Raw genomic sequence first — 20865 nt, forward strand, 5'->3', positions numbered from 1 at the left:
GTTCTGCTCCCAATCATCTTTGGCTTGGCGCCAGTGAATCAACTCGCACCCGCTTGAAATTTTTTCCTGTAGGCCGCCGGTAGCAGCCCCACTCGCTGGCGGAACAGTCTACGGAACGAATTGCCGTCTTCGTAGCCCACGGCGTAAGTGATGCTGTCGAGTGTCATGCGGGTGGATTCAAGCAGCTGCTTGGCCTTCTCCAGACGCAGGGTTTGCAGGTAGGTAATGGGCGTGTAACCGGTGGCTTCCTTGAAACGTCTTTTGAAGTTCCTGACGCCGAACCCGAACTGCTGGGCGACGTCATCAATCAGCAGCGGCTGTTCGAAGTGCTCCTCCAGCCAGTGTTGAACCCGCAGGATGTCGCCATCCCCATGGTTCTTCGGCAATGACCACATGACGTACACCGATTGCTCGCTGCGCACAGCATCGACCAGCAAGTATTTGCTGCACTTTTGTGCCAGTTCCAGTGAAGCGAACCGGCGCACAAGGTGCAGCAAAAGATCCATGGAGGCACTCGCGCCCCCGCACGTGATCACGCGATTGTCCTCGCAGAGGATTTGCGTTTCCTCCAGACAGACCTCGGCATACCGACGACGAAACAGGTCCGCAAAGGCCCAGTGCGTGGTGGCACGAACGCCGTCCAGAAGGCCCGTTTCGGCCAGCATGAACGCCGCCGTGCACATCGACGCCACCACGGCACCCTGCGCATGTTGTTGACGCAGCCACGGCCCATAAGCTGAAAAGGCCGGCAAGGCGTCTTTCAGGGTGAAGAGGAATCCGGGAATCAGCACCAGATCGGTTCGCGGGATCTCGACAGTGGAGCGGTCCACGCGCAATGTCTGCCCTCCCCACGCGGCGACATCACCCCCCTCAAGCGAGGCGATGACCACTTCAAAAGGCGCGCCGGCAGTCTCTGCGAACAGGTTGGCGGCGCTGAGTATTTCCAGGGCCATGGTGGCGCTGGCGGCGGAACATTGATCCGCCAGTAAAAGCGTGACGTGCATAAATGATCCTAATGCGCTTTTCGCATGGAAAATGTCATTTGCGCACCTACCTTAGCCGATCTTTCCTCCCTAAAGTGCAGCGGTCATTCAATCCTCGGCGTACTTATGAATCTCTGGTTCCGACTTTTCCTTATGCTGTTCCGCCGTCCGTGGCGCAAGCCCGTTGACGCTTTGGCCACCACCGTCGTCCACATGCGCGTCTGGCCGCTTGATCTGGACCTCAACCGGCACGTTACCAATGGCCGGTATTTCACCTTGGCCGATATTGGACGCATGGATTACGTGTTGCGCAGCGGTGCATTCCGGGTGGCGCTGCGCAATAAGGCTGTACCCATCGTCGGGGACACCTGGGGCAAGTTTCGGCGTGAGCTGAAACTGTTCGAAGCGTTCGAGATTCACACCAGGATGCTTGGCTGGGACAACAAGTGGAGCTTTATGGAGCACCGCTTCGTGAGCAAGGGACGCGTGGTCGGCGTGGTGGTGATGCGGGGACTGTTCCGCTCTGCCAAAGGCACGGTGCCCCCTGGCGAGTACGCCCGGGAGTTGGGCTTGTCTGAACAGTCGCCGCCGATGCCGACATGGCTGACAGACTGGTCGCAAAGCTGCAACGACATGAGCCGTGAGCTTCGAGAGGAAGAAGGTCAGCCTGCCCGGCGCCCGCAGACCGTCGCGTAATGCTGTTCACTTAAGCGCGGCGTCCACAGGTCTAGCTCGACTGAAGAATGTCTTAAGTGAACAGTATTACGGACCGTCGCGAGGGCGCGCTCGACCGTTGGCAACGTTACGGCACTGACCCGGTCAGTTTGCTCAGCACCTGGGAGCTGGCGCAGATCGAGCGTTTGCTGAGCGAACTCAAAAACGCGGTTTGAGCGCCTTCCACTCTGGCTTGTAACGCTGCATCTGTTTCACGTCATCACGCTGGCGAATGCCGCACGTCAGGTACTGGTCGTGCAGCTTGCCCAGTTGATCGTGATCCAGCTCCAGGCCCAACCCGGGCGCGCGGGTGATCTTCACGCAACCATCGACGATGGGGATTTTGCCGCCCTTGATCACTTCTTCATCCGGTTCCTGCCACGGGTAATGCGTGTCGCAGGCGTAATCCAGATTGGGCACCGCGGCGGCGACATGCGCCATCGCCATCAGGCTGATGCCCAAGTGCGAGTTGGAATGCATCGACACGCCCAAGCCAAAGGTATCGCACATTTTCGCCAGCGCCTGGGTGTCGCGCAGACCGCCCCAGTAATGGTGGTCGGCGAGGACGATCTGCACGCTGTTCAACGCCACGCTGCGGCGGAACTCATCGAAGTCGGTGACCACCATGTTGGTCGCCAGCGGCAGGCCAGTGCGCTTGTGCAGTTCGGACATTCCCTCGAGGCCCGGCGTCGGGTCTTCGTAATATTGCAGGTCATCGCCCAGCAGTTCGGCCATGCGAATCGAAGTTTCCAGCGACCAGTTGCCGTTCGGATCAATGCGCAACGGGTAACCGGGGAACGCCTTTTTCAGCGCCTTGATGCACGACACTTCGTGCTCCGGCGGCAACGTGCCGGCCTTGAGCTTGATGCTCTTGAAACCGTTGGCCTCGATCATGCGCCGCGCCTGGGCGACGATCTGTTCTTCGTTCAGCGCTTCGCCCCAACTGTCGGGTTTGTAGGGTGAGTCGACGTGCTGGGCGTACTTGAAGAACAGGTAGGCACTGAATGGGATTTCGTCGCGAATCGCACCGCCCAGCAAGTCCACCAACGGCACGTTCAACGAGTGCGCCTGCAAATCCAGGAACGCCACTTCGAACGCCGAATACGCGTTGCTCACCGCTTTGCTGGCATGGGAGCCCGGCGCCAGTTCCGCACCGGCAATGCTCGCCGGTTTGTTCGCCGCCACCGTGGCCTGCACGATGCGGCGCAGTTGATTGAGGTTGAACGGGTCGAGGCCGATCAACTGGTCTTGCAGTTGCTGCTGGATCAACAGCGCCGGGGCATCGCCGTAGCTTTCACCGAGGCCAATGTAGCCGTTGTCGCTTTCAATCTCGATGATCGAGCGCAGCGCAAAAGGTTCGTGGATACCACTGGCATTCAGCAGCGGCGGATCACGGAAGGCGATTGGGGTGACGGTGACTCGTTTGATTTTCAAGAAGCTGCTCCCTTTGAACCTGAACTCAAGGCTTGATGACGGATGGATTTTTCAGGCGTTGCGACGTCGCCACGCGGTGCGGTGCGAGCGAAAAAGATCACCACGGCCGCGACCAGTGACGTGGCCGCCAAACCGTAGAGGCCGCCTTCGATGGAGCCGGTTTTCTGCTCCAGGAAACCGAACGCCGTCGGGGCGACGAAACCGCCGAGGTTGCCGATGGAGTTGATCAACGCGATCACCGCGGCGGCGATGCGAGCGTCCAGATAGCCTTGCGGAATCGGCCAGAACAATGCCGAGGCGGCCTTGAAACCAATGGCCGCAAAACAGATGGCGACGAAGGCGAAGATCGGCCCGCCGGTGGTGGACATGAACATGCCGAACGCGGCGATCACCAGAGTCAAGGCCACCCAGGCTTGCTGGTGTTTCCATTTGCTGGCCATGGCCGCAAAGCCATACATCGCGATGATCGAAATGATCCACGGAATCGAGTTGAACAGGCCCACCTGGAAGTCGCCGAGGTTGCCCATTTTCTTGATCATGCTCGGCAGCCAGAACGTGGCGCCGTAGATGGTCAGGGCGATGGAAAAGTAGATGAAGCAGAACAGCGCGATTTGCTTGTCGGCCAGCAGCTTGAACATCGACGGCTTGACGGTTTGTGTGGCTTCGCGGGCCTGTTGTTCCAGGGCGATGGCGTCAACCAGTGCGTCCTTTTCTTCGGCGCTCAGCCATTTCGCCTCGCGCGGATGGGATTGCAGCCAGAACCAGACAAATCCGCAAAGCACGATCGAGGCAAAGCCTTCAATCAGGAACATCCACTGCCAGCCATGCAGGCTGAAACCGCTGACGTTCAACAGCGCGCCAGAGACGGGACCGGAGATCACCGAGGCAATGGCCGAACCGCTGAGGAAAATCGCCATGGCCTTGCCGCGTTCGGTCGACGGCAGCCATTGGGTGAAGTAATAAATGATGCCGGGAAAGAAGCCCGCTTCGGCTGCACCGAGGACAAAACGCAATACATAGAAGCTGGTTTCGCCGCGCACAAAAGCCATCGCCATCGCCGCCGCGCCCCAGGTGAACATGATGCGCGTCAGCCAGGCGCGAGCGCCGTAACGCTGCAACAACAAGTTGGAGGGGACTTCGAAGATCGCGTATCCGATAAAGAACAACCCGGCGCCCAGGCCGTAGGCTGCCGCGCCAATGCCGAGGTCGGTTTCCAAGTGGCTGCGCACGAAGCCGATGTTGACCCGGTCGATGTAGTTGACGATGAACATCACCACGAACAGCGGCAGCACATGGCGCTTGACCTTGGCTGCGGCGCGGGCGAGCACGTTCGGGTCCGGAGGACTCTGGAGGGTATTCAAGGGGCAACTCCCGTTCATTGTTTTTTTAGGGACGAGCCGATCATGGACGCGCACATTGATCCCGTCTAATCTAACTTGGCATTCGATTGATACCTGGATTAGATCAATGTTCGAACTGACTCAACTGCGCTGTTTCACCACGGTGGCGACCGAACTGAATTTCCGCCGCGCCGCCGAACGGTTGAACATGACTCAACCGCCCCTCAGTCGACAGATTCAACTGCTGGAACATCATCTGGGCGTCGAGTTGTTCACCCGCACCACCCGCAGCGTCGCCCTGACCGCTGCCGGCCGCGCCTTCTTCATCGAAGCGCAGAACCTGCTGGAGCGCGCCCAGCAAGCCGCCGTCACCGCCCGCCGTTTTGCCGAGGGCGACATCGGCTCGGTCAACATCAGCTTCGTCGGCAGCGCGGTGTATGAATTCCTGCCCAAGGTCATCGCCGAAGCGCGGCTCAAACAGCCGCAGGTGAAAATCGACCTGACAGAGATGAACACCTACCAGCAGCATGAAGCGCTGCGTGCGCGGCGAATCGATCTGGGCATCGTTCGAGCGCCGTTGCTGGAGCCGGGATACGCCACCGAATGCCTGGTGCGCGAGCCGTTTGTACTGGCGGTGCCGAGCAGTCATCGGCTGGCGAGCGCAGCAACCGTGTCGGTCAAAGACCTCGATGCGCAACCGTTCCTGATGTACTCCCACGCCGCCTACCCGCCGTTCAACGAACTGCTGACCGGCATGCTCCGCTCTGCCCGCGTCGCCCCGGAATACGTGCAATGGCTCGGTTCATCCTTGACCATCCTGGCCTTGGTCAATGCCGGCATGGGCCTGGCCCTGGTGCCTCGCTGCGCCACCAGCGTGGTGTTCAAGAACGTGGTGTTTCGCGACATCGATTTGGGCGAAGGTGTGCAGAGCGAGCTGCATTTGATCTGGCGCGAGAACAATGACAACCCCGCATTTGCGATGTTGCTGGAGGGCATTCGAAGGGCTGTGCGTGAGGGATGGGGCGTTTGAGTTTGTCCGGTAGGAAGTGATGCTAAGCGCGAAAAAATCGGGTTCCGAAGCGAGGTAAATGAGGTCGAGGTTTTTGCGCTCAACGAAAAAGCCCGGCTAAACCGGGCTTTTTCGCGTCAACAGGCAGAGCTCTGCGCTTACTGAACGTTCTTCAGCTTGACCACATCACCAGAGATTTTAGTGGTGTAACCGGTCAGGACCCACGCCCAGAACCAGTTTTCCTGCACCTGGGTGTTGATCATCGCGTCACCGCCCTTGGCTTTGATCGCCGCGTTCTGAGCGCGAACAAAACGGTTGTTCTGCTGGATCGGGATCACGCCGAACAGCAGCAGGCCAGTGGCGCTCGCTTCGCTGTGGCCCAGGACGGTGTATTGGCTGCTTTCATAATGCTGGGTGTTCATCGGCGTGCCGGTGCAACCCGCCAGAACCAGACCGAACAGGGCAACAGCGACAACTTTACTGAGGTACTTCACTGAAAAACTCCTTGAGATGTAGCCCGGGATCCATCTCTCGGGCGGCGCACACTTTAACGGACGCGATGGCCAATTGGTATCTTCTACCGCCGCTATTCCGCAGTGGCTTTCGACCAAACTGCGTGAGTAAACAGTCGACCTTCGCTCCTGAAGCACGGGCAACTATCGGCCAAAAGCAGTTTCTGACAACGAACCCGGCTCTTGCGAAGTGGTCCAACCAACTGATGGCATCGCAACTGATCACAGGCCTTGGGGCCTGGTTCGTTCAAAAGCGAAGCTTTGCTATTCAGCGCGCTATCACCGTCCTCGCCAAGAGGGGCCCTGATGAATCTTCTAACCCGATGCAAGGGTGCATGCATTGCTCTAGTGCTAGGCCTGGTTGTGCTCCTGACCTTTGTGATCGGCTCCAGTGTTTTGCCGAGGATAGTGCCGGACATGGCCCTCGCGCCCTCTGCGCCCGTGCAACTCGACGGGATAAACGGACCTCTGTCAGCGGAACGCAGCAAAGCCATCATCGACCGACTCAAGTCCACCGGCGCCGAGACCAACATCTTCGATGTGCACCTCGCCATCGAAGAATCCATCTCCGGTAGCCCGCTGACGGAAGGCAACAAAGTCGACTTGCTGCAGGACGGTCCCAGCACCTACCAGTCGATGATCAAAGCCATTGAAGCGGCGCGTGACCACATCAACATGGAAACCTACATCCTCGAAGATGATGAAGTCGGTCAGCGTTTCGCCGCCGCACTGATCGCTCAGCAAAACAAAGGCGTACAGGTCAATCTGATCCGTGACAGCGTCGGAACCCTTAGGACACCCGCAGCGTTTTTCACTCGATTGACCGAAGCGGGCATCAAGGTTCTGGAGTACAACCCAATCAATCCGTTGACGGCCAAAGCAGGCTGGGACGTGAACCAGCGCGACCACCGAAAGCTGCTGATCGTGGACGGTCGTATTGCCTTCCTCGGCGGGATCAATATCAGCAGCGTCTATTCGGGGGGCTCGCTCAGTGCGAGCTCAAAGACGCGTCCCAATGGTGATTTGCCCTGGCGCGATACCGACTTGCGCGTCGAGGGGCCGGTGGTTGCAGAACTGCAGAAACTGTTCATCGCAACCTGGACTGCCCAGAAAGGTGAACCCCTCGCGGCTCGCGACTACTTTCCACCACTGGAGCGCAAAGGCACCGAAGTGATTCGCGCCATCGGCAGTTCGCCCGATGAGCCGTTCAGCCAGATCTATGCGACGTTGATTTCGGCGCTGCGTAGCGCGCAGACCGAGATATGGCTGACCAACGCCTACTTTGTGCCCGATCCGCAGTTGTTGGCGACACTCAAGGAGGCGGCAGCACGTGGCGTCGACGTCAAGTTGGTGCTGCCCGGCAGCACTGATTCCTGGCTGGTGTTCCATGCCGGACGCGCGAACTACACCGAGCTGCTGGAGGCCAATATCAAGCTTTACGAACGCCGTGACGCGCTACTCCACGTCAAGACTGCGGTCATCGACGGCGTGTGGTCGACTGTCGGCTCCACCAACCTCGACTGGCGCAGCTTCCTGCACAACGATGAAGTCAACGTCGTTGTGCTGGGCACCGAATTTGGAAAAAAGATGCAGACGGCCTTCATGGCTGACCTGGCCAAGTCCAACGAAATCACGCTGGAAAAGTGGCAGCGCCGCTCGTTCGCAGTAAGAGCCAAGGAGCAGATGGGACGGCTCTGGGAATACTGGCTGTAAGTCGAGTCGCGCGGTGGCGAATGAGCAACGGAGCTCTGTGTGTTGCGCAATGGAATTGCCAGTGAAGGTGCAGTACCGTGTGGTTGTAACGCCACGTTTCGCAATCCATTCAGGTTGAGAGGTGGAATTCATGAACAACATCATCTACATCGTCGGACTCGTTGTGGTTGTCGTGGTTATCCTGTCGTTTCTCGGGTTTGCATAGAACCGAAGACCGACTCGCATTGGCAAGGCTGTGCCCCGCATCGCGAGGCACAGCTTGGTCGCGCCTGGCCTATTAGGCCTTTAGAAACTCAACCGTTTGCCCCGTGCTCCCCAGGGGATTGGCGGGTAGGCGGACACCGGTCCAGAGGGCAAAATCGTATTCAGGGCAAAGGCTTATTAAGCCGCCCATCAAGGGCAAAAGGCTCTTGCAGCACCAACTCGTACAACCCACTAGCCAATTGCGGGTTCATCAACAAATTCCAGCTATGCCGCGAGACACTAGAAGGGACCAGCACAAACGGATGTTGACTCAACAGCTCAGCGCCGAACTGTTGCTGGCTGCGACTTGGGGTACCCGGTACCAGCCAATTAGAGTTGGCAATGCTATCGGGTTGCACCACATAAATCCTGGACGGGTCCAGCACCCGGGCCTGCGTAAGACAATGGGGCTTGCAATCCAGCGCATCGAAATTCTTATGCACCGCCACCTCAAGGATGGCTGTAGAGGCGTCCAGTGCTGCATAAACCGTGGTCATACCTTTAGGGTTCCAGCGCCCACCCACCTTTTCAGCCCCCACGCCCAAATGCCAGGTGGGCGCATACTCAGCAGGATCAAGGCGCCAGAAATGAATCTCACTGCTCAAAGGGTCTTTAGCCATCAATAGACCCCATACTCAATGCGCGTCAGAAAGTCAGCCACCAACTCATACCCGACCGAATTTGAAATCAGATCGATCGGTACCTCACCATCCAGGCCCCGCGCAGGTTTGACCATCCACTGCTCGGCGAGCTCACGCGAACCCAGCACATCCGTTGCCTTTTCCAACACCTCGGCATAGTTGAGCGCTCGCGTGCTTTGCTCAGCGGTCAACGCCTCATTGGGCGTTTTCAATCGCCGCGCCAGCGTACGATCAGACGCGCCGACGATCTTCGACAACACGCCACATTGCTTAAACACCGTGCTGTTTTCGATCATATCCAGCACCGATTGCAGCGGGAACCCGTGTTTAACGGCCCTGTAAACCTCCATACGATCATCGCTACTTTTTCCAGAAAGCAAGACCGCAACCATCGGTGGCACGCGACTCGAACCCGCCATGGTCGCTGTCACCGTACGCTCGCCTTGATTCAAGATGATAACGGCAGCCTTTGGGGCGCGTGGCCTGACCTTTCCTTTGCGGCTGGCATCTTTGACAGCCTCATCGACTACTTCATCTTTCTTCTTGGCGCTCATGGCAGCCTCCGCCGCTCTGTCATCTGGCATTAACTATAGTGCCAAATGGCAGAAAAGACCTAATCCATCACGCTTCCCTAAAAAACACCCCTGTAGGAGCAAAGCTTGCTCGCGATGAACGATGACGCGGCATCCCGGGCCTGACACCAAACCCAATCACCGGTCAGTAACGGCAACCGCGAAAGCTGTGGCGAGGGAGCGTGCTCCCTCACCACAGCAGGCCGCCGTTACGCAGGCGGTTCAATTTTATCCAGCAATCGGTTTGCCGTGATTTCAGCCACCATGACGCTGTTGGAAATGCCCAGCAGGGAATAGCGCGAGCAACCCTCGAGGAGGTCCACCAATTCGTGGACCATCACATCGATCGAGGCCAGGGTTTCGACCAGAAAAACCGCCAGGGTTTCGGTCGTGGCCTCTGGGTCCACGGAAAACAGGGTGCTGCAGGTTCGCGGGGTGGCTTTGATGTCGGCAATCGACGGGAAGTGGAAGTTGAGGGCGCGCTCGGCGGCTTCGTTGAGTTTTTTTGAATCGGATTCGTACGGAGAGACCGGATCGGTGTCCGGTGGGTTGGGTGTGACCTTGAACATAGTGAAACTCCTAGAGAAATGGAGCTGCCACCATTCGCTGCGAAACGAAAAAAAGGTGGCAACTGTACGCGGGTTCGCAGACCAGGACTCTAGGAACCCGGCAGACCCTAAGGTCTCCCACGCACAGCCGCCATGACATGAATGACAGACCTAATGAAGCGTCTGCTCACGGACGGTAGACGTTGTGCGTCTAGAGTTTGCCCGGGCTGCGAAACCCGATCACTGATGGGCAGTGACACGAATCAAGTTACCGAGTGCCCCCTAGGCACACAAGCCGGCGGATTCTGGCGCAGCCGTAGGCAACGGCGCAAGGTCTTGTGGCTTTCAGGAAGTAACCTTGAACGCGCTTAAACACGCATCCTGTGGCGATGTTTAAAAATCTGACACACGCTTGAAGTCAGGCCCAGCAATAAAAAATCAACCCTGTGAGTAAGGGTCTGCAGCGTCCTGCCGATAACGACAAAGCGTCGCGCTCGATTGCCGGCGTTTTATGGACTCAAAGCATTAGCAGGGACTTTGCATGCGCCACCTCAAACACCTTACTGCCCCTCTGAATCAGCAAAAGATTGCCGGCGTCACCTTCCATTTCGATCCGTCTGATCAGAACGAACTGGTGACCGTGCTGCAGCGTTTTTTTGCCGAGCCGGATCAACATGCGTTGCTGGATATTCCCGAGGAAACCCGCAGCGTGTTCCTTCTCGAAGGTGAGCGTAAATGGGTGTTGAAACACAACCGCCTGATTCACTGGAAAAAGCAGCTGCAGAATTTCCTGGGCCTCAAGCGTGTGTTCGGGCTGCATGACCTGACCAACGAATTCATCAACCTGTCCGTTGTGTCCGCCAAGTCGGAGTCATCGCCCCGAGTGGCTGCATTCGGCCATGTCGGACGGTTTCCGTTTCTCAAGGAAGAGTATTTGCTGGTCAGTTTTTTCGACAATCATTGCAGCGTCGATGATCGACTGATCGCCCACCCCGAGCAGGCGCAAACGCTGCTGTCGGACATTTTCCAACTGTTCGGGCAGACGCTGGTCGAGGGGCTTGTGCACATGGACCCGCACCCCAAGAACATCCTGATCGGACCCGATGGCAGGCTGCGCCTGATCGATTTCGAATGCTGCGCGCATGCGGTGCTGGATCACGACTTCAGCCTGGGTTTTCTGCTGGGTTACTTCTATCGCTTCTGGTTCAACAAGTTCATATCGATGCAAGACTACAACGCGTGCTGTGAACGCTACCTGAAGCATCAGCACCCAGCATTGAACCGCGCAGTTTTCCAGGCGGTGTATGAACGCTTTCGGGACCGCGATGTTTCCCGTAGCACCCGTTACCGCATCCTCACGTGCCCCAAGGCCCAAGCTGCATTCCTGCACGAGTTGATGTAACCGGCAGCGGTGGGCTCAACCTTGTTTCAAGTCGAGGCAGTAGGTGTAGTAACCCGTATCGCGCACATAACCCAGGGATTCATACAACCGTTGCGCGCCGACATTGTCCGTGGCGGTTTCCAGCACCATGCCTTTGGCACCGGTCAACAATGCAAAGGCTCGCGCAGTGTTCATCAGCAACGTGCCGACCCCCTGCCCTCGGGCGGCAGGTGTTGTGAAGAGGTCGCCAAGCAGCCAGGTGCGGTGCGCGTCGATGGAGGAGAACGTCGGGAACAACTGGACGAAACCCAGCGCCTCACCGCCAGGGGCCTGGGCGAAGAAGATCGCCGATTCGTCCCGGGCAATGCGTTCGGCAATGAAGTCGCGAGACTGCGGCAGGTTCGACGGTTGGCCGTAGAAACCGCGATAGGCGTCGAACAGGCTGGCGATTTTATCGAGGTGGGAGGCGTCGGCGCGCAGGGCCTGGATGTCCATGTTGATCGTTTCCTTACGGATTGAGTTGATGTGCGGGAAAAGGGAAAGGTAGATCAAAAGATCGCAGCCTGCAGCAGCTGCCGCAGGCTGCGATCTTTTTGGGCTCACCCAAACTTCCGGTTTCCTCCTTAAGGCCTTTCAGTTCCGCTCAGGACCACCGCCGGCATCGATGTCCTGGCCAGCCCGTAATAGAGAACCCCCGGTACCACCAGCCCAACGATCCAGGAAATATCGACACCGCCGAGCTGCGCGACCATCGGCCCAGAGTAGAAATGCGTATCGACGAAGGGCAACTGGATCAATACACCCACGACATACACGCTGATCCCGCGCATGTTCCAGCGACCATAACGGCCCGCCGGGTCGGACAGCGCCGGGATGTCATAGCGCTCTTTGTTGATGAAGTAGTAATCCACCAGATTGATCGCGCTCCACGGTGTGAAGAAGGTCAGCAAAAACAGGATGAAGTACTTGAAGGCATTGAGAAACGAGTACTGCCCCAGCAATGCGAGGGTGGTGGACGCCGCGACAATCAGCAGCACAAACACCATGCGCTGGCGGGCGGAGATCTCCAGACGACTGCGAAAACCACTGATGATGGTGGCCACGCACATGAAGCTGCCATAAGCGTTGAGCGTGGACACCGTGACCTTGCCAAACACCACGCTCAGGTAAAGCAGGGACGCCATCACACCGGTACTGCCCAACCCGACGATGGTCGCCACCTCGTGACCGCGGAAGTTCGCACCGGCCAAGGCCGCGGCAAATACCCCCAGCACCATGGATGCCTGGGCGCCCAGCACCGTGCCAAGCCCGACGGCAGCAAACGTCTTCCACGACGAGGTCTTGCTCGGCAGGTAGCGTGAGTAGTCAGCCACATATGGGCCAAAGGCAATCTGCCAGGAGGCGGACAACGACACCGCCAGCAGAAAAGTGCTCCAGCCGAAGTGACGGTTTTCCAGCAGCAGACCGATATCGTTGAGGGTCATCAATCGGCTAAACAGATAGCCGAAGGCGATGATGCCCAGCACGCTGGCGACCCGTCCGACCAGGTGAATGACCCGGTAACCGAAGATCGTCAGAAACGCGATGCACAAGGCGAAAATCAGGATGCCGGCGCTGTCGCTGACATGGATCAACTGGGCAATCGCCTGCCCCGAGAGTACCGCGCCAGTGGCGCTGAAACCGAGGTACATCAGGCACACCAGCACAATCGGAATGGCCGCGCCATAGACCCCGAACTGCACACGACTGGAGATCATCTGCGGCAGCCCGAGCTTCGGCCCTTGCGCTGCGTGCAGAGCCACCACGGCACCGCCGAGCACCTGGCCGATCAGCAAGCCGATGAGCGACCAGAACACATCGCCGCCCAGCACCACGGCCAGGGCGCCGGTGACGATCGCGGTGATCTGCAAGTTGGCACCGAGCCACAGGGTGAACTGGCTGTAGAGGCTGCCATGACGCTCGGCCTCGGGAATAAAATCGATCGAACGTGTCTCGATCAGGGGACTTCGCTGCTGACTATCGCTGACCTTGGTCATTACGCTGTTCTCTTATGAGGGGCAGACGGGCAAAGGTTTTTTGTGGCGAGGGAGCTTGCTCCCGCTCGACTGCGCAGCAGTCGCAAAATCGCATTGTCGTCAGTATTTTTGGGCCGCTTCGCAGCCCAGCGGGAGCAAGCTCCCTCGCCACAATTGATCGCTCGACCCTGGGTTTCTGTTAACTCACTGGCAGGGCTTTTAACGCTTAGAACGCCTTGCTGGCGCTGGCAACCACAGTGGCGGAGCACAAATCACCATAGCCATACCAGCTCGTGCACTCGCTTTTCGACAGGTCGGTATCAATGTAGCTAAGGCCCCAGGTCACGCCCACGAAGTCACGGGTCAACTTGGCTTCCCACTCGGTGTAGGCATCACGGCTGTCGCCGCTGGCAGACCAGAACGCCGGGTCTTTGAAATCGTTGCGTCCCACGCGCAGGTCCAGGCCGATGTCGGCCGGCAACTCGATTTTGTAGCTGAGGTAGGTGTAAAGGGTGTCCTGGTCTTCGCCAAAAAAGTTAGGCGTATCGTTTGAGTAGTTGGCGCCGAGCTTCACGCCATATACGTCAAGGATGGCGTAGACCTCGCTCATGTTGAATTGGCCTTCCTTTGGATAGTCGTACTTGATGTACCCCAGATCGAGGCTGATGGCCTCGGTCGCCTGCCAGTAGTAGCCCGCGTAATACTCGAGCTCCTGGCGTGTCTTGAACTCGCCGCCGAAATCGACGTTCGAGGTCCAGGCGCCCACGTACAGGCCGCTGCTATGGACCAGCGTGGCGCCGGCCTGAGCCGCCGGATCACCCAGGGTTTGCGAAATGCCACGGGTGCGGTAGTCGCTGAAGACTCCCAGGGTCATGTCCAGGCTGAAGTCATCGTTGAGTGTCAGTGCGTGGGTGGTCAGGGGTGCCAATGCAAGAATGGCAAGGGTCAATACTGAGCGTGCGTTCATACAAGTCTCTTATTGTTATGGAGGTGCGGGTAATTTCAGGCATGGCGATGCCGAGCCCCTCGTCATGCGAGGAGCCAGGCGTCTTTTGCGGGGTGTGGGTGAACGAAGGGTCAGGACGCGGGCGCGTACACCTCTTTGCCGGCGAAGAAGGTCTTCAGGACTTTGGTGTCGAACAGGTCGTCATCGCTGACCTTGAAGACATCGCGGTCGAGGATGATCAAGTCGGCCTGTTTGCCGGGCGTCAACGAACCAATCTGCTGCTCAAGACGCAGGGCTTTGGCGGCATTGAGCGTGTAGGCATAGAACATGGTCTGGCGATCGATGCTTTCCTTGGCATTCAACACCCCCAGCGGCCCTTTGCGCGTGCTGGCCTGAGCGATGGCGTTCCATGGGTTGGGGCTGGACACCGGCCAGTCGCTGCCACCGGCGATGACCGCACCGGCGTTATGCAGGGACTTGGCGGGATACTGATAACCGTAAGCAAATGCACTGATATAGGGTTTGACGAGCTCGACGGTGTACGTCTCGCCCGTGGCCCACAGCAATTGCATGGAAGCGATCACGCCAAGTTGCTTGAAGCGCGGAAACTCTTTCGGGTTGACCAGTTGCAGGTGGCTGATGCTATGGGCCACCGGTGTCGGATTGAGTTTGCGCGCATAGGCAAAACCATCGAGTGACTCACGCACCGCACGGTCGCCGACCGCATGCATGTGCACAATCCAGTCACGCTTCTCCGCTGCCACCACCAACTCACCGAAGTGCGCGGGGTCGATCAGCAGTTGACCGTTTTTATGACTGTTGTTGAAGGGCACGATGACCGCGGCGGTTTGCCCCGGAAACTCCAGAACGCCATCGGCGAATACCTTGATCCCGGGAAAACTCAGGTTAGGCACACCCTCGAATTTCTTCATCACCTTGGCCAGCACTTCCAGATCGGCCGGTCGGCTTTTCGGGTTGGCCAACAGCAGCGCGGCGACGTGGGCATTGAGTTCGCCCTTCTCTGCCAATTCGCGGTAAAGCGGCAGCACGCCGTAACTCTGCTCGGTTGCCTTGAAATCGAACAACGAATCGCCACTGCCGGCATTCGCCGCCGCGTCCATCCAGGCGGTGATGCCGTATTGATTGTTGACCTTCACCGCCTCGCGGGCGGCTTTCAACATGATCTCGCCGCTGGGCGCGGGGATCTGGCTGCGTACCTGGTCCCAGCGCGACTCGGCAAAATAACCATTGGGGGTGAAATTCGCGTCATGACCTACATAGCTGCGATCCTGTTCCGACAGGCCTTTAACCAGCGCCGCGTCGATTTTCAGGCGCTTGAGCATGGCGTTGTTGGCCCAGCCGGTGTGCCCGTCGATCCCGCTGAGGACCACCGGTTGATTCGCCCAGCGTCCCTGATTGAAGCGCTGGCCCAGCTCCCGGCTCTTGTCCCAATACGCCGAACTGGCCCCGGCGATGCTGATCACGTCACCGGCCCGCGCGATGCCCGCCTGATCCTGTTCGATGATCCACTGTTCAAGCTCGGGCAGCGGTTTGACTTCATCCAGCAGGTTGGCGCCCATGCTGTCGAAGGCCCCGACCACCGGGTGACTGTGGGTATCAATCATTCCCGGCATGAGCACCTTGCCCGCCAGATCGATCCGTTGCGTGCGGGTATCGGCCAGGGCGTTGATTTCGGCATTACTGCCCACTTTGAGGATCTTGCCGTCTTGCACGGCCACTGCCTGGACCAGTCCCTGACCGGGCTCGGCGGTGAAGACCTTGCCGTTGAACAACACAAGGTCAGCGGCGGCCATGGCTTGTACCGAAGAAAAAGCCAGGGCTGCGGCCAACAGGTTTGGAATAAATCGCTGCATCGGAACACTCTCTTGTTTTTATTGGACTGGGGGAGGCAGATGTTTTCGAAGTGGCCCGAACGGACGGTCGCAAGCCCCTGATATGCAGGGCATACCCTATAGAGCGCGGCGGTCGGATGGACCTCCACAAATGAGGAGGGGTAAGGCAAATACCGTCAGCTAAGCAGCAACACAGACCTTGTGGCGAGGGGATTGTTTGCAACAAGGTATGTGTTGTGCGCGGCTTAATTACGACGTGCAGTTTCCGTAGGCGAGGTCGATGAGCGCAGGACAGAACCCAGCTCCACTTTGCTCTTCACGCCGAGCTGCACGTAGCAGTTGCGCAGATAGGTGCGCACTGTGGCCGGACTCAGCGCAAGGATTTTGGCAATTTCCTTATAGGAATGGCCGGCGGCAAACAGCATCGCCGCCGTGCGCTCGCGAGGTGCCAGCACCGCCCCGCGCGACTGTGTTTCGAGTGACAGGATGACGTGCTCGGCGTTGGGGCTAAGCGTCATTGCAGTACGCCCCAGGCGAATCACACACGGCGCTTTTTCCAGGTGTGCGATGACATCAACGGGAAGCATTGAACCACTCCACCCAGGCAATTCGCGCTGAATGGCGGCGCACAGGCTGGCGCCCACATACAGCAGACTGCCATCCATCCGGGCGACCCCGAAGTCACTCGCCCCGTTGCCCGTGTCGCAGCGAATCATGTCCTGCACCTGAAAGCGCCACAGCTGCAACAGGTGGTCGCAGAACGCCGAAAACAACTCGTCCTCGCTGGCATTGAAAGCCTGTGCATGAAGGCCTCGGTAAAGACAAACGAAGAACATCAAGCCGCTTTCCGGGAGCTCGAACGTGATGCACATCAGGTGGTAGAGGTCGTGACGGCGTGCGAAGTCATTCACCTGTTCGCAGGGATCGTTGAACCCACTGTCGCGTAACACTTCCCCGGGCTGACTTAAAGTCTCCTGGGAAAATCGGTCGCTGACCGCTACTTTGTGCCATTCGACGGCAAACGACTCAGGCAGATTGATCCGCCCGTGCATCCAGCTTTGAGGCGTACTGGCGTCTGATGTCGACATCTCGCCCCACCATGCCGAAGCGAAGGGCACCAGTTGACCGAAGGCCTGCAAGCCGTCGGCGATGAATTGGGAGGCGCCGCGATCTCGAGCAAGCCGACCCAGGTGCAACACGCAACGATTGAACGCCTTTAGCGTGGCCAGCGACGTGTTGGCGTCGACCTCATCACCCTCCTCCATTGTTTTTATCCTGTTACTACATGGCGTATTTTTCGACGATGCCATAGCCGCGGTCATGGCGTCCAGCGAGCGCTCGCGACGCCGGCTGTCAGCGAGAACGACTCAAAAGCGCTAATTCCATTAAACCGGCCCAAGAGCCGACACAACACCATCTAACCTGAATAGAGCACGACCACAAACAAGCCTCTAGCCTCTTGATAAAGGGGGAGACCGGATGACCGGAACAACAGCGCGCCGATGGGGCCTGCTCTCCCTGCTCGCCATCAACCTCGCGCTGACAGCGGGATGCTCAGGCAAAGCAGCGACAACTCGCTATGCGGCCTCAAGCCTGGGCGACAGCTGCTATGCAAAAGCGCTCCCCACTGTCGGCGAGGGCGGCCTGGCCTGGGGCTCCACCTTGAACATGGCTCGCAAAAAATCCCTGAATAATTGCATACGCTATGCCGGACGATCCGGTGGCACGCCCGACACCTGCAAAGTGGTATTGGCCGAATGCAAAAATTAAAACAATGGCAATGAAGACCAAGAACATTTGTTGAAAGCGAATCCCTATCAATACAACGCAACTTGCTAACTAAACGAAGTAATGATTGAAATCGTTATAACCCGTTGCGACCCAAGAGCACGGGTTATCAACCGTTGGTCTGTAAACCCCCTGGTAGAAAACCTGCGAAAACTTCGTGATCTAGTCTGACTGCACGTTCGGCAGGAGATTACGCATGTCATTGGCTGAAGAACGAAAACCTCAGCGCCGCAAAGAAACCCGGCTGTTTCTCTTTCTTGTCATCTGCCTCTTCCCGCTGCTGTCAGTCGCTATCGTCGGCGGCTACGGTTTTATCGTCTGGTTTTTCCAGATGCTGTACGGCCCCCCAGGACCACCCAACTAACTAATAGCCTTTTCTGAAAGCCTATTGGAGCCAGCGCATGGACGAAGCTTTGCATATTGCCAGTCTTGTAGTACTTGCCAGGCCTGAATTGTTCGATGCCGTCAAAGCCAACCTGCGTCTGTTGGACGGCCTGGAACTGCATCAGGAAAGTGCGGCAGGAAAACTGGTGGTGGTCCTTGAGGCCGTACACGAAAGCCAGATCCTTCAACGCATCGAACAGATCAACAACTTGCCGGGCGTACTCAACGCGGCGTTGATCTATCACGAACTCCTCGAACCCGAAGGAGACATCGAATGAGCATGTCGCGCCGAACATTCGTCAAGGCCCAGGCCGCCGCCATTGCAGCCGCTGCCGCTGGCCTGCCGATTATTACCGACGCCAGTAATCTGGTAACAGAAGCAGACATGGTCACCCTGGACTGGAACAAGGCCCCCTGCCGTTTCTGCGGCACCGGATGCAGCGTGATGGTCGCGACCAAGGACAACCGGGTGGTCGCCACCCACGGCGACGTCAAGGCCGAGGTCAACCGCGGACTGAACTGCGTAAAGGGCTATTTCCTTTCGAAGATCATGTATGGCGTCGATCGCCTGACCCAACCGCTTTTGCGCATGACTAACGGCCAGTACGACAAGCAAGGCGAATTCCAGCCGATCAGTTGGGAGAAGGCCTTCGACATCATGGAGCTGAAATTCAAGGAAGCCTTGAAGAGCAAAGGTCCCGGGTCGGTCGGCATGTTCGGCTCCGGGCAATGGACCGTGTGGGAAGGCTATGCCGCCAACAAGCTGATGAAGGCTGGCTTTCGCAGCAACAACATCGACCCCAACGCTCGCCATTGCATGGCCTCGGCGGTGATGGGTTTTATGCGCACCTTTGGCATGGATGAGCCGATGGGGTGCTACGACGACATCGAAGCCACCGATGCCTTCGTGCTCTGGGGCTCGAACATGGCCGAGATGCACCCGGTGCTCTGGAGCCGGGTCACCGACCGCCGTTTGAGCCAGCCTCACGTGAAAGTGGCCGTGCTGTCGACCTTCGAACATCGCAGTTTCGAGCTGGGCGACATCCCCATGGTGTTCAAGCCGCAAACCGACCTGATGATCCTGAACTACATCGCCAACCACATCATTGAAAACGGCGCGGTGAACCAGGACTTCATTACCAAGCACACCCGATTTGCCCAAGGTGCCGACGACATCGGGTACGGCCTGCGCCCTGATGATCCACGGGAAATGAAGGCGAAAAATGCCGCCAAGGCCAACACCTGGACGGATATTTCCTTCGACCAATACGCAGCCTTCGTCAAACCTTACACACTGGAGCGAACCGCCAAGGAGACAGGCGTTCCGACTGAAAGGCTCAAGGCGCTGGCCGAGTTGTATGCCGATCCCAAGCGCAAGGTCGTGTCGTTCTGGACCATGGGTTTCAACCAGCACACTCGCGGCGTCTGGGCCAACAACCTGATCTACAACATCCATTTGCTCACCGGCAAAATCAGCGAGCCGGGCAACAGCCCCTTCTCGTTGACCGGCCAGCCGTCGGCCTGTGGTACGGCGCGTGAAGTCGGGACTTTCTCCCACCGTTTGCCCGCCGATCTGGTGGTTACCAACCCCAAGCACCGCGCCATCGCCGAAAAAATCTGGAAGCTGCCCGCCGGTACCATTCAGGAGAAACCTGGGTTTCACGCGGTGGAACAGAGCCGCATGCTCAAGGACGGCGTGCTCAACGTTTACTGGACCCAGGCCAGCAACAACATGCACGCCGGGCCGAACATCATGCAGGAAGTCCTGCCGGGCTGGCGCAACCCGGATAATTTCGTGATTGTCTCGGATGTCTACCCCACCGTTTCCGCGCAAGCCGCCGACCTGATCCTGCCCAGCGCCATGTGGGTAGAAAAGGAAGGTGCCTTTGGCAACGCCGAGCGGCGTACGCAGTTCTGGCATCAATTGGTGACCGCACCGGGGGACGCCAAGTCGGACCTGTGGCAGTTGCTGGAGTTTTCCAAGCGCTTCACCACCGATGAAACCTGGCCCGCCGAGTTACTCGCCAAGTCGCCTGATCTCAAGGGCAAAACCCTGTTTGAAGTGCTTTACAAGAACGGCCAGGTTGACCAGTTCCCGGTCGAGCAAATGGAAGCCGGATACAAAAATGATGAAGCCAAAGCGTTTGGCTTCTACCTGCAAAAAGGTTTGTTCGAGGAGTACGCCCAGTTCGGTCGCGGCCACGGGCATGACCTTGCCACGTTCGACCGCTATCACAGCGAACGAGGCCTGCGCTGGCCGGTGGTGGACGGCAAGGAAACCCGCTGGCGTTACCGCGAAGGGCTCGACCCCTATGTGGAGAAAGGCAGCGAGGTGCAGTTCTACGGTTACCCGGACAAGAAGGCGATTATCTTCGCCCTCCCCTACGAGCCGCCAGCCGAAGCCCCGGATGCCGATTATCCATTCTGGCTGAGCACCGGACGCGTCCTCGAACACTGGCACACCGGCACCATGACCCAGCGCGTCGAGGAACTGTACAAAGCGGTGCCGGACGCATTGGTCTACATGCACCCCGAAGATGCCAAGGCCTTGAAGGCGCGGCGTGGCAGTGAAGTGAAGTTGATCAGCCGACGCGGTGAAATCCGTGCACGCATAGAAACCCGCGGGCGCAACAAACCGCCTCAAGGACTGGTGTTCGTGCCGTTTTTCGATGCCAACAAGCTGATCAACAAAGTCACGCTCGATGCCACCGATCCGATCTCCAAGCAGACCGACTACAAAAAATGCGCGATACGAATCGAGTTGATCAGCGTGGCCTGAGGAGAACCGT

At 58.2% G+C, this 20865-nt stretch carries 20 protein-coding genes and 1 pseudogene; 9 read left to right on the forward strand and 12 right to left on the reverse strand.

What is annotated here, in order from left to right:
* Positions 1-38 precede the first annotated feature (38 nt).
* Positions 39-1004: a GlxA family transcriptional regulator gene (locus PFAS1_RS00820; RefSeq protein WP_076027865.1), complete on the reverse strand. Its 966-nt coding sequence runs from the start codon at positions 1002-1004 to the stop codon at positions 39-41.
* 105 nt (positions 1005-1109) lie between these two features.
* Here PFAS1_RS00820 and PFAS1_RS00825 point away from each other — a divergent pair, with 105 nt between their 5' ends.
* Both PFAS1_RS00825 and PFAS1_RS29385 read left to right on the forward strand, forming a co-directional pair.
* Positions 1110-1679: an acyl-CoA thioesterase gene (locus PFAS1_RS00825; protein WP_074878069.1), complete on the forward strand. Its 570-nt coding sequence runs from the start codon at positions 1110-1112 to the stop codon at positions 1677-1679.
* 71 nt (positions 1680-1750) lie between these two features.
* Positions 1751-1873 (forward strand): annotated as a pseudogene (locus tag PFAS1_RS29385) (DUF7693 family protein); the annotation flags it as partial.
* Here PFAS1_RS29385 and PFAS1_RS00830 read toward each other — a convergent pair.
* Complete coding sequence (locus PFAS1_RS00830) at positions 1857-3131, reverse strand: glucarate dehydratase family protein (RefSeq protein WP_076027866.1); 1275 nt, start codon at positions 3129-3131, stop codon at positions 1857-1859. The pseudogene PFAS1_RS29385 and the gene PFAS1_RS00830 sit on opposite strands and share 17 nt — an antisense overlap.
* Complete coding sequence (locus PFAS1_RS00835) at positions 3128-4492, reverse strand: MFS transporter (protein ID WP_074878073.1); 1365 nt, start codon at positions 4490-4492, stop codon at positions 3128-3130. The genes PFAS1_RS00830 and PFAS1_RS00835 overlap by 4 nt, the downstream gene beginning before the upstream one ends.
* A gap of 106 nt (positions 4493-4598) precedes the next feature.
* On the opposite strand from PFAS1_RS00835, the gene PFAS1_RS00840 reads away from it, so the two are divergent.
* Positions 4599-5501, forward strand: a complete 903-nt coding sequence (locus PFAS1_RS00840; RefSeq protein WP_074878075.1) for a LysR family transcriptional regulator — start codon at positions 4599-4601, stop codon at positions 5499-5501.
* 137 nt (positions 5502-5638) lie between these two features.
* Here PFAS1_RS00840 and PFAS1_RS00845 read toward each other — a convergent pair whose 3' ends face one another.
* Positions 5639-5974: a hypothetical protein gene (locus tag PFAS1_RS00845; RefSeq protein WP_074878077.1), complete on the reverse strand. Its 336-nt coding sequence runs from the start codon at positions 5972-5974 to the stop codon at positions 5639-5641.
* 435 nt (positions 5975-6409) lie between these two features.
* Between PFAS1_RS00845 and cls the strand changes: the two genes are divergently transcribed.
* Positions 6410-7705 (forward strand): cardiolipin synthase, encoded by a 1296-nt coding sequence (cls, locus tag PFAS1_RS00850; protein WP_232252193.1) that lies wholly within the window; start codon positions 6410-6412, stop codon positions 7703-7705.
* A gap of 365 nt (positions 7706-8070) precedes the next feature.
* Here cls and PFAS1_RS00855 read toward each other — a convergent pair whose 3' ends face one another.
* From PFAS1_RS00855 to PFAS1_RS00865, 3 genes are all read right to left on the reverse strand, one after another.
* Positions 8071-8568 (reverse strand): RES family NAD+ phosphorylase, encoded by a 498-nt coding sequence (locus tag PFAS1_RS00855; protein WP_076027868.1) that lies wholly within the window; start codon positions 8566-8568, stop codon positions 8071-8073.
* Positions 8568-9143, reverse strand: a complete 576-nt coding sequence (parS, locus tag PFAS1_RS00860; protein ID WP_076027869.1) for a type II RES/Xre toxin-antitoxin system antitoxin — start codon at positions 9141-9143, stop codon at positions 8568-8570. The genes PFAS1_RS00855 and parS overlap by 1 nt, the downstream gene beginning before the upstream one ends.
* Positions 9144-9370: 227 nt before the next feature.
* Positions 9371-9730 (reverse strand): DUF6124 family protein, encoded by a 360-nt coding sequence (locus PFAS1_RS00865; protein ID WP_074878081.1) that lies wholly within the window; start codon positions 9728-9730, stop codon positions 9371-9373.
* A gap of 520 nt (positions 9731-10250) precedes the next feature.
* On the opposite strand from PFAS1_RS00865, the gene PFAS1_RS00870 reads away from it, so the two are divergent.
* The gene (locus PFAS1_RS00870) at positions 10251-11111 is read left to right on the forward strand and encodes a phosphotransferase (protein WP_076027870.1); all 861 of its coding nucleotides are present in this window, start codon (positions 10251-10253) and stop codon (positions 11109-11111) included.
* 15 nt (positions 11112-11126) lie between these two features.
* Here PFAS1_RS00870 and PFAS1_RS00875 read toward each other — a convergent pair whose 3' ends face one another.
* The 5 genes from PFAS1_RS00875 to PFAS1_RS00895 all read right to left on the reverse strand — a co-directional run bounded on the left by PFAS1_RS00875 (position 11127) and on the right by PFAS1_RS00895 (position 17169).
* Complete coding sequence (locus PFAS1_RS00875) at positions 11127-11585, reverse strand: GNAT family N-acetyltransferase (protein ID WP_076027871.1); 459 nt, start codon at positions 11583-11585, stop codon at positions 11127-11129.
* Positions 11586-11713: 128 nt separating this feature from the next.
* A complete protein-coding gene (locus PFAS1_RS00880; protein ID WP_076027872.1) occupies positions 11714-13126 on the reverse strand; it encodes a purine-cytosine permease family protein in 1413 nt (470 codons plus the stop codon).
* A gap of 205 nt (positions 13127-13331) precedes the next feature.
* A complete protein-coding gene (locus PFAS1_RS00885; protein ID WP_076027873.1) occupies positions 13332-14072 on the reverse strand; it encodes a TorF family putative porin in 741 nt (246 codons plus the stop codon).
* 110 nt (positions 14073-14182) lie between these two features.
* The gene (locus PFAS1_RS00890; RefSeq protein WP_076027874.1) at positions 14183-15925 is read right to left on the reverse strand and encodes an amidohydrolase; all 1743 of its coding nucleotides are present in this window, start codon (positions 15923-15925) and stop codon (positions 14183-14185) included.
* Between the two features lie 224 nt (positions 15926-16149).
* Positions 16150-17169, reverse strand: a complete 1020-nt coding sequence (locus tag PFAS1_RS00895; protein WP_076027875.1) for a helix-turn-helix transcriptional regulator — start codon at positions 17167-17169, stop codon at positions 16150-16152.
* A 214-nt stretch (positions 17170-17383) separates the two neighbouring features.
* On the opposite strand from PFAS1_RS00895, the gene PFAS1_RS29835 reads away from it, so the two are divergent.
* The 4 genes from PFAS1_RS29835 to napA all read left to right on the forward strand — a co-directional run bounded on the left by PFAS1_RS29835 (position 17384) and on the right by napA (position 20855).
* Complete coding sequence (locus tag PFAS1_RS29835; protein ID WP_076027876.1) at positions 17384-17674, forward strand: hypothetical protein; 291 nt, start codon at positions 17384-17386, stop codon at positions 17672-17674.
* Between the two features lie 214 nt (positions 17675-17888).
* On the forward strand, positions 17889-18056 hold the full coding sequence (gene napE, locus PFAS1_RS00905; RefSeq protein WP_008154754.1) for a periplasmic nitrate reductase, NapE protein: 168 nt from the start codon (positions 17889-17891) through the stop codon (positions 18054-18056).
* Positions 18057-18093: 37 nt separating this feature from the next.
* Positions 18094-18354 (forward strand): chaperone NapD, encoded by a 261-nt coding sequence (locus PFAS1_RS00910; RefSeq protein WP_033059994.1) that lies wholly within the window; start codon positions 18094-18096, stop codon positions 18352-18354.
* On the forward strand, positions 18351-20855 hold the full coding sequence (napA, locus tag PFAS1_RS00915; RefSeq protein WP_076027877.1) for a nitrate reductase catalytic subunit NapA: 2505 nt from the start codon (positions 18351-18353) through the stop codon (positions 20853-20855). The genes PFAS1_RS00910 and napA overlap by 4 nt, the downstream gene beginning before the upstream one ends.
* Positions 20856-20865: the final 10 nt, after the last annotated feature.

This window comes from Pseudomonas frederiksbergensis, from assembly GCF_001952935.1.
In the GTDB taxonomy this organism is placed as follows: domain Bacteria; phylum Pseudomonadota; class Gammaproteobacteria; order Pseudomonadales; family Pseudomonadaceae; genus Aquipseudomonas; species Aquipseudomonas frederiksbergensis.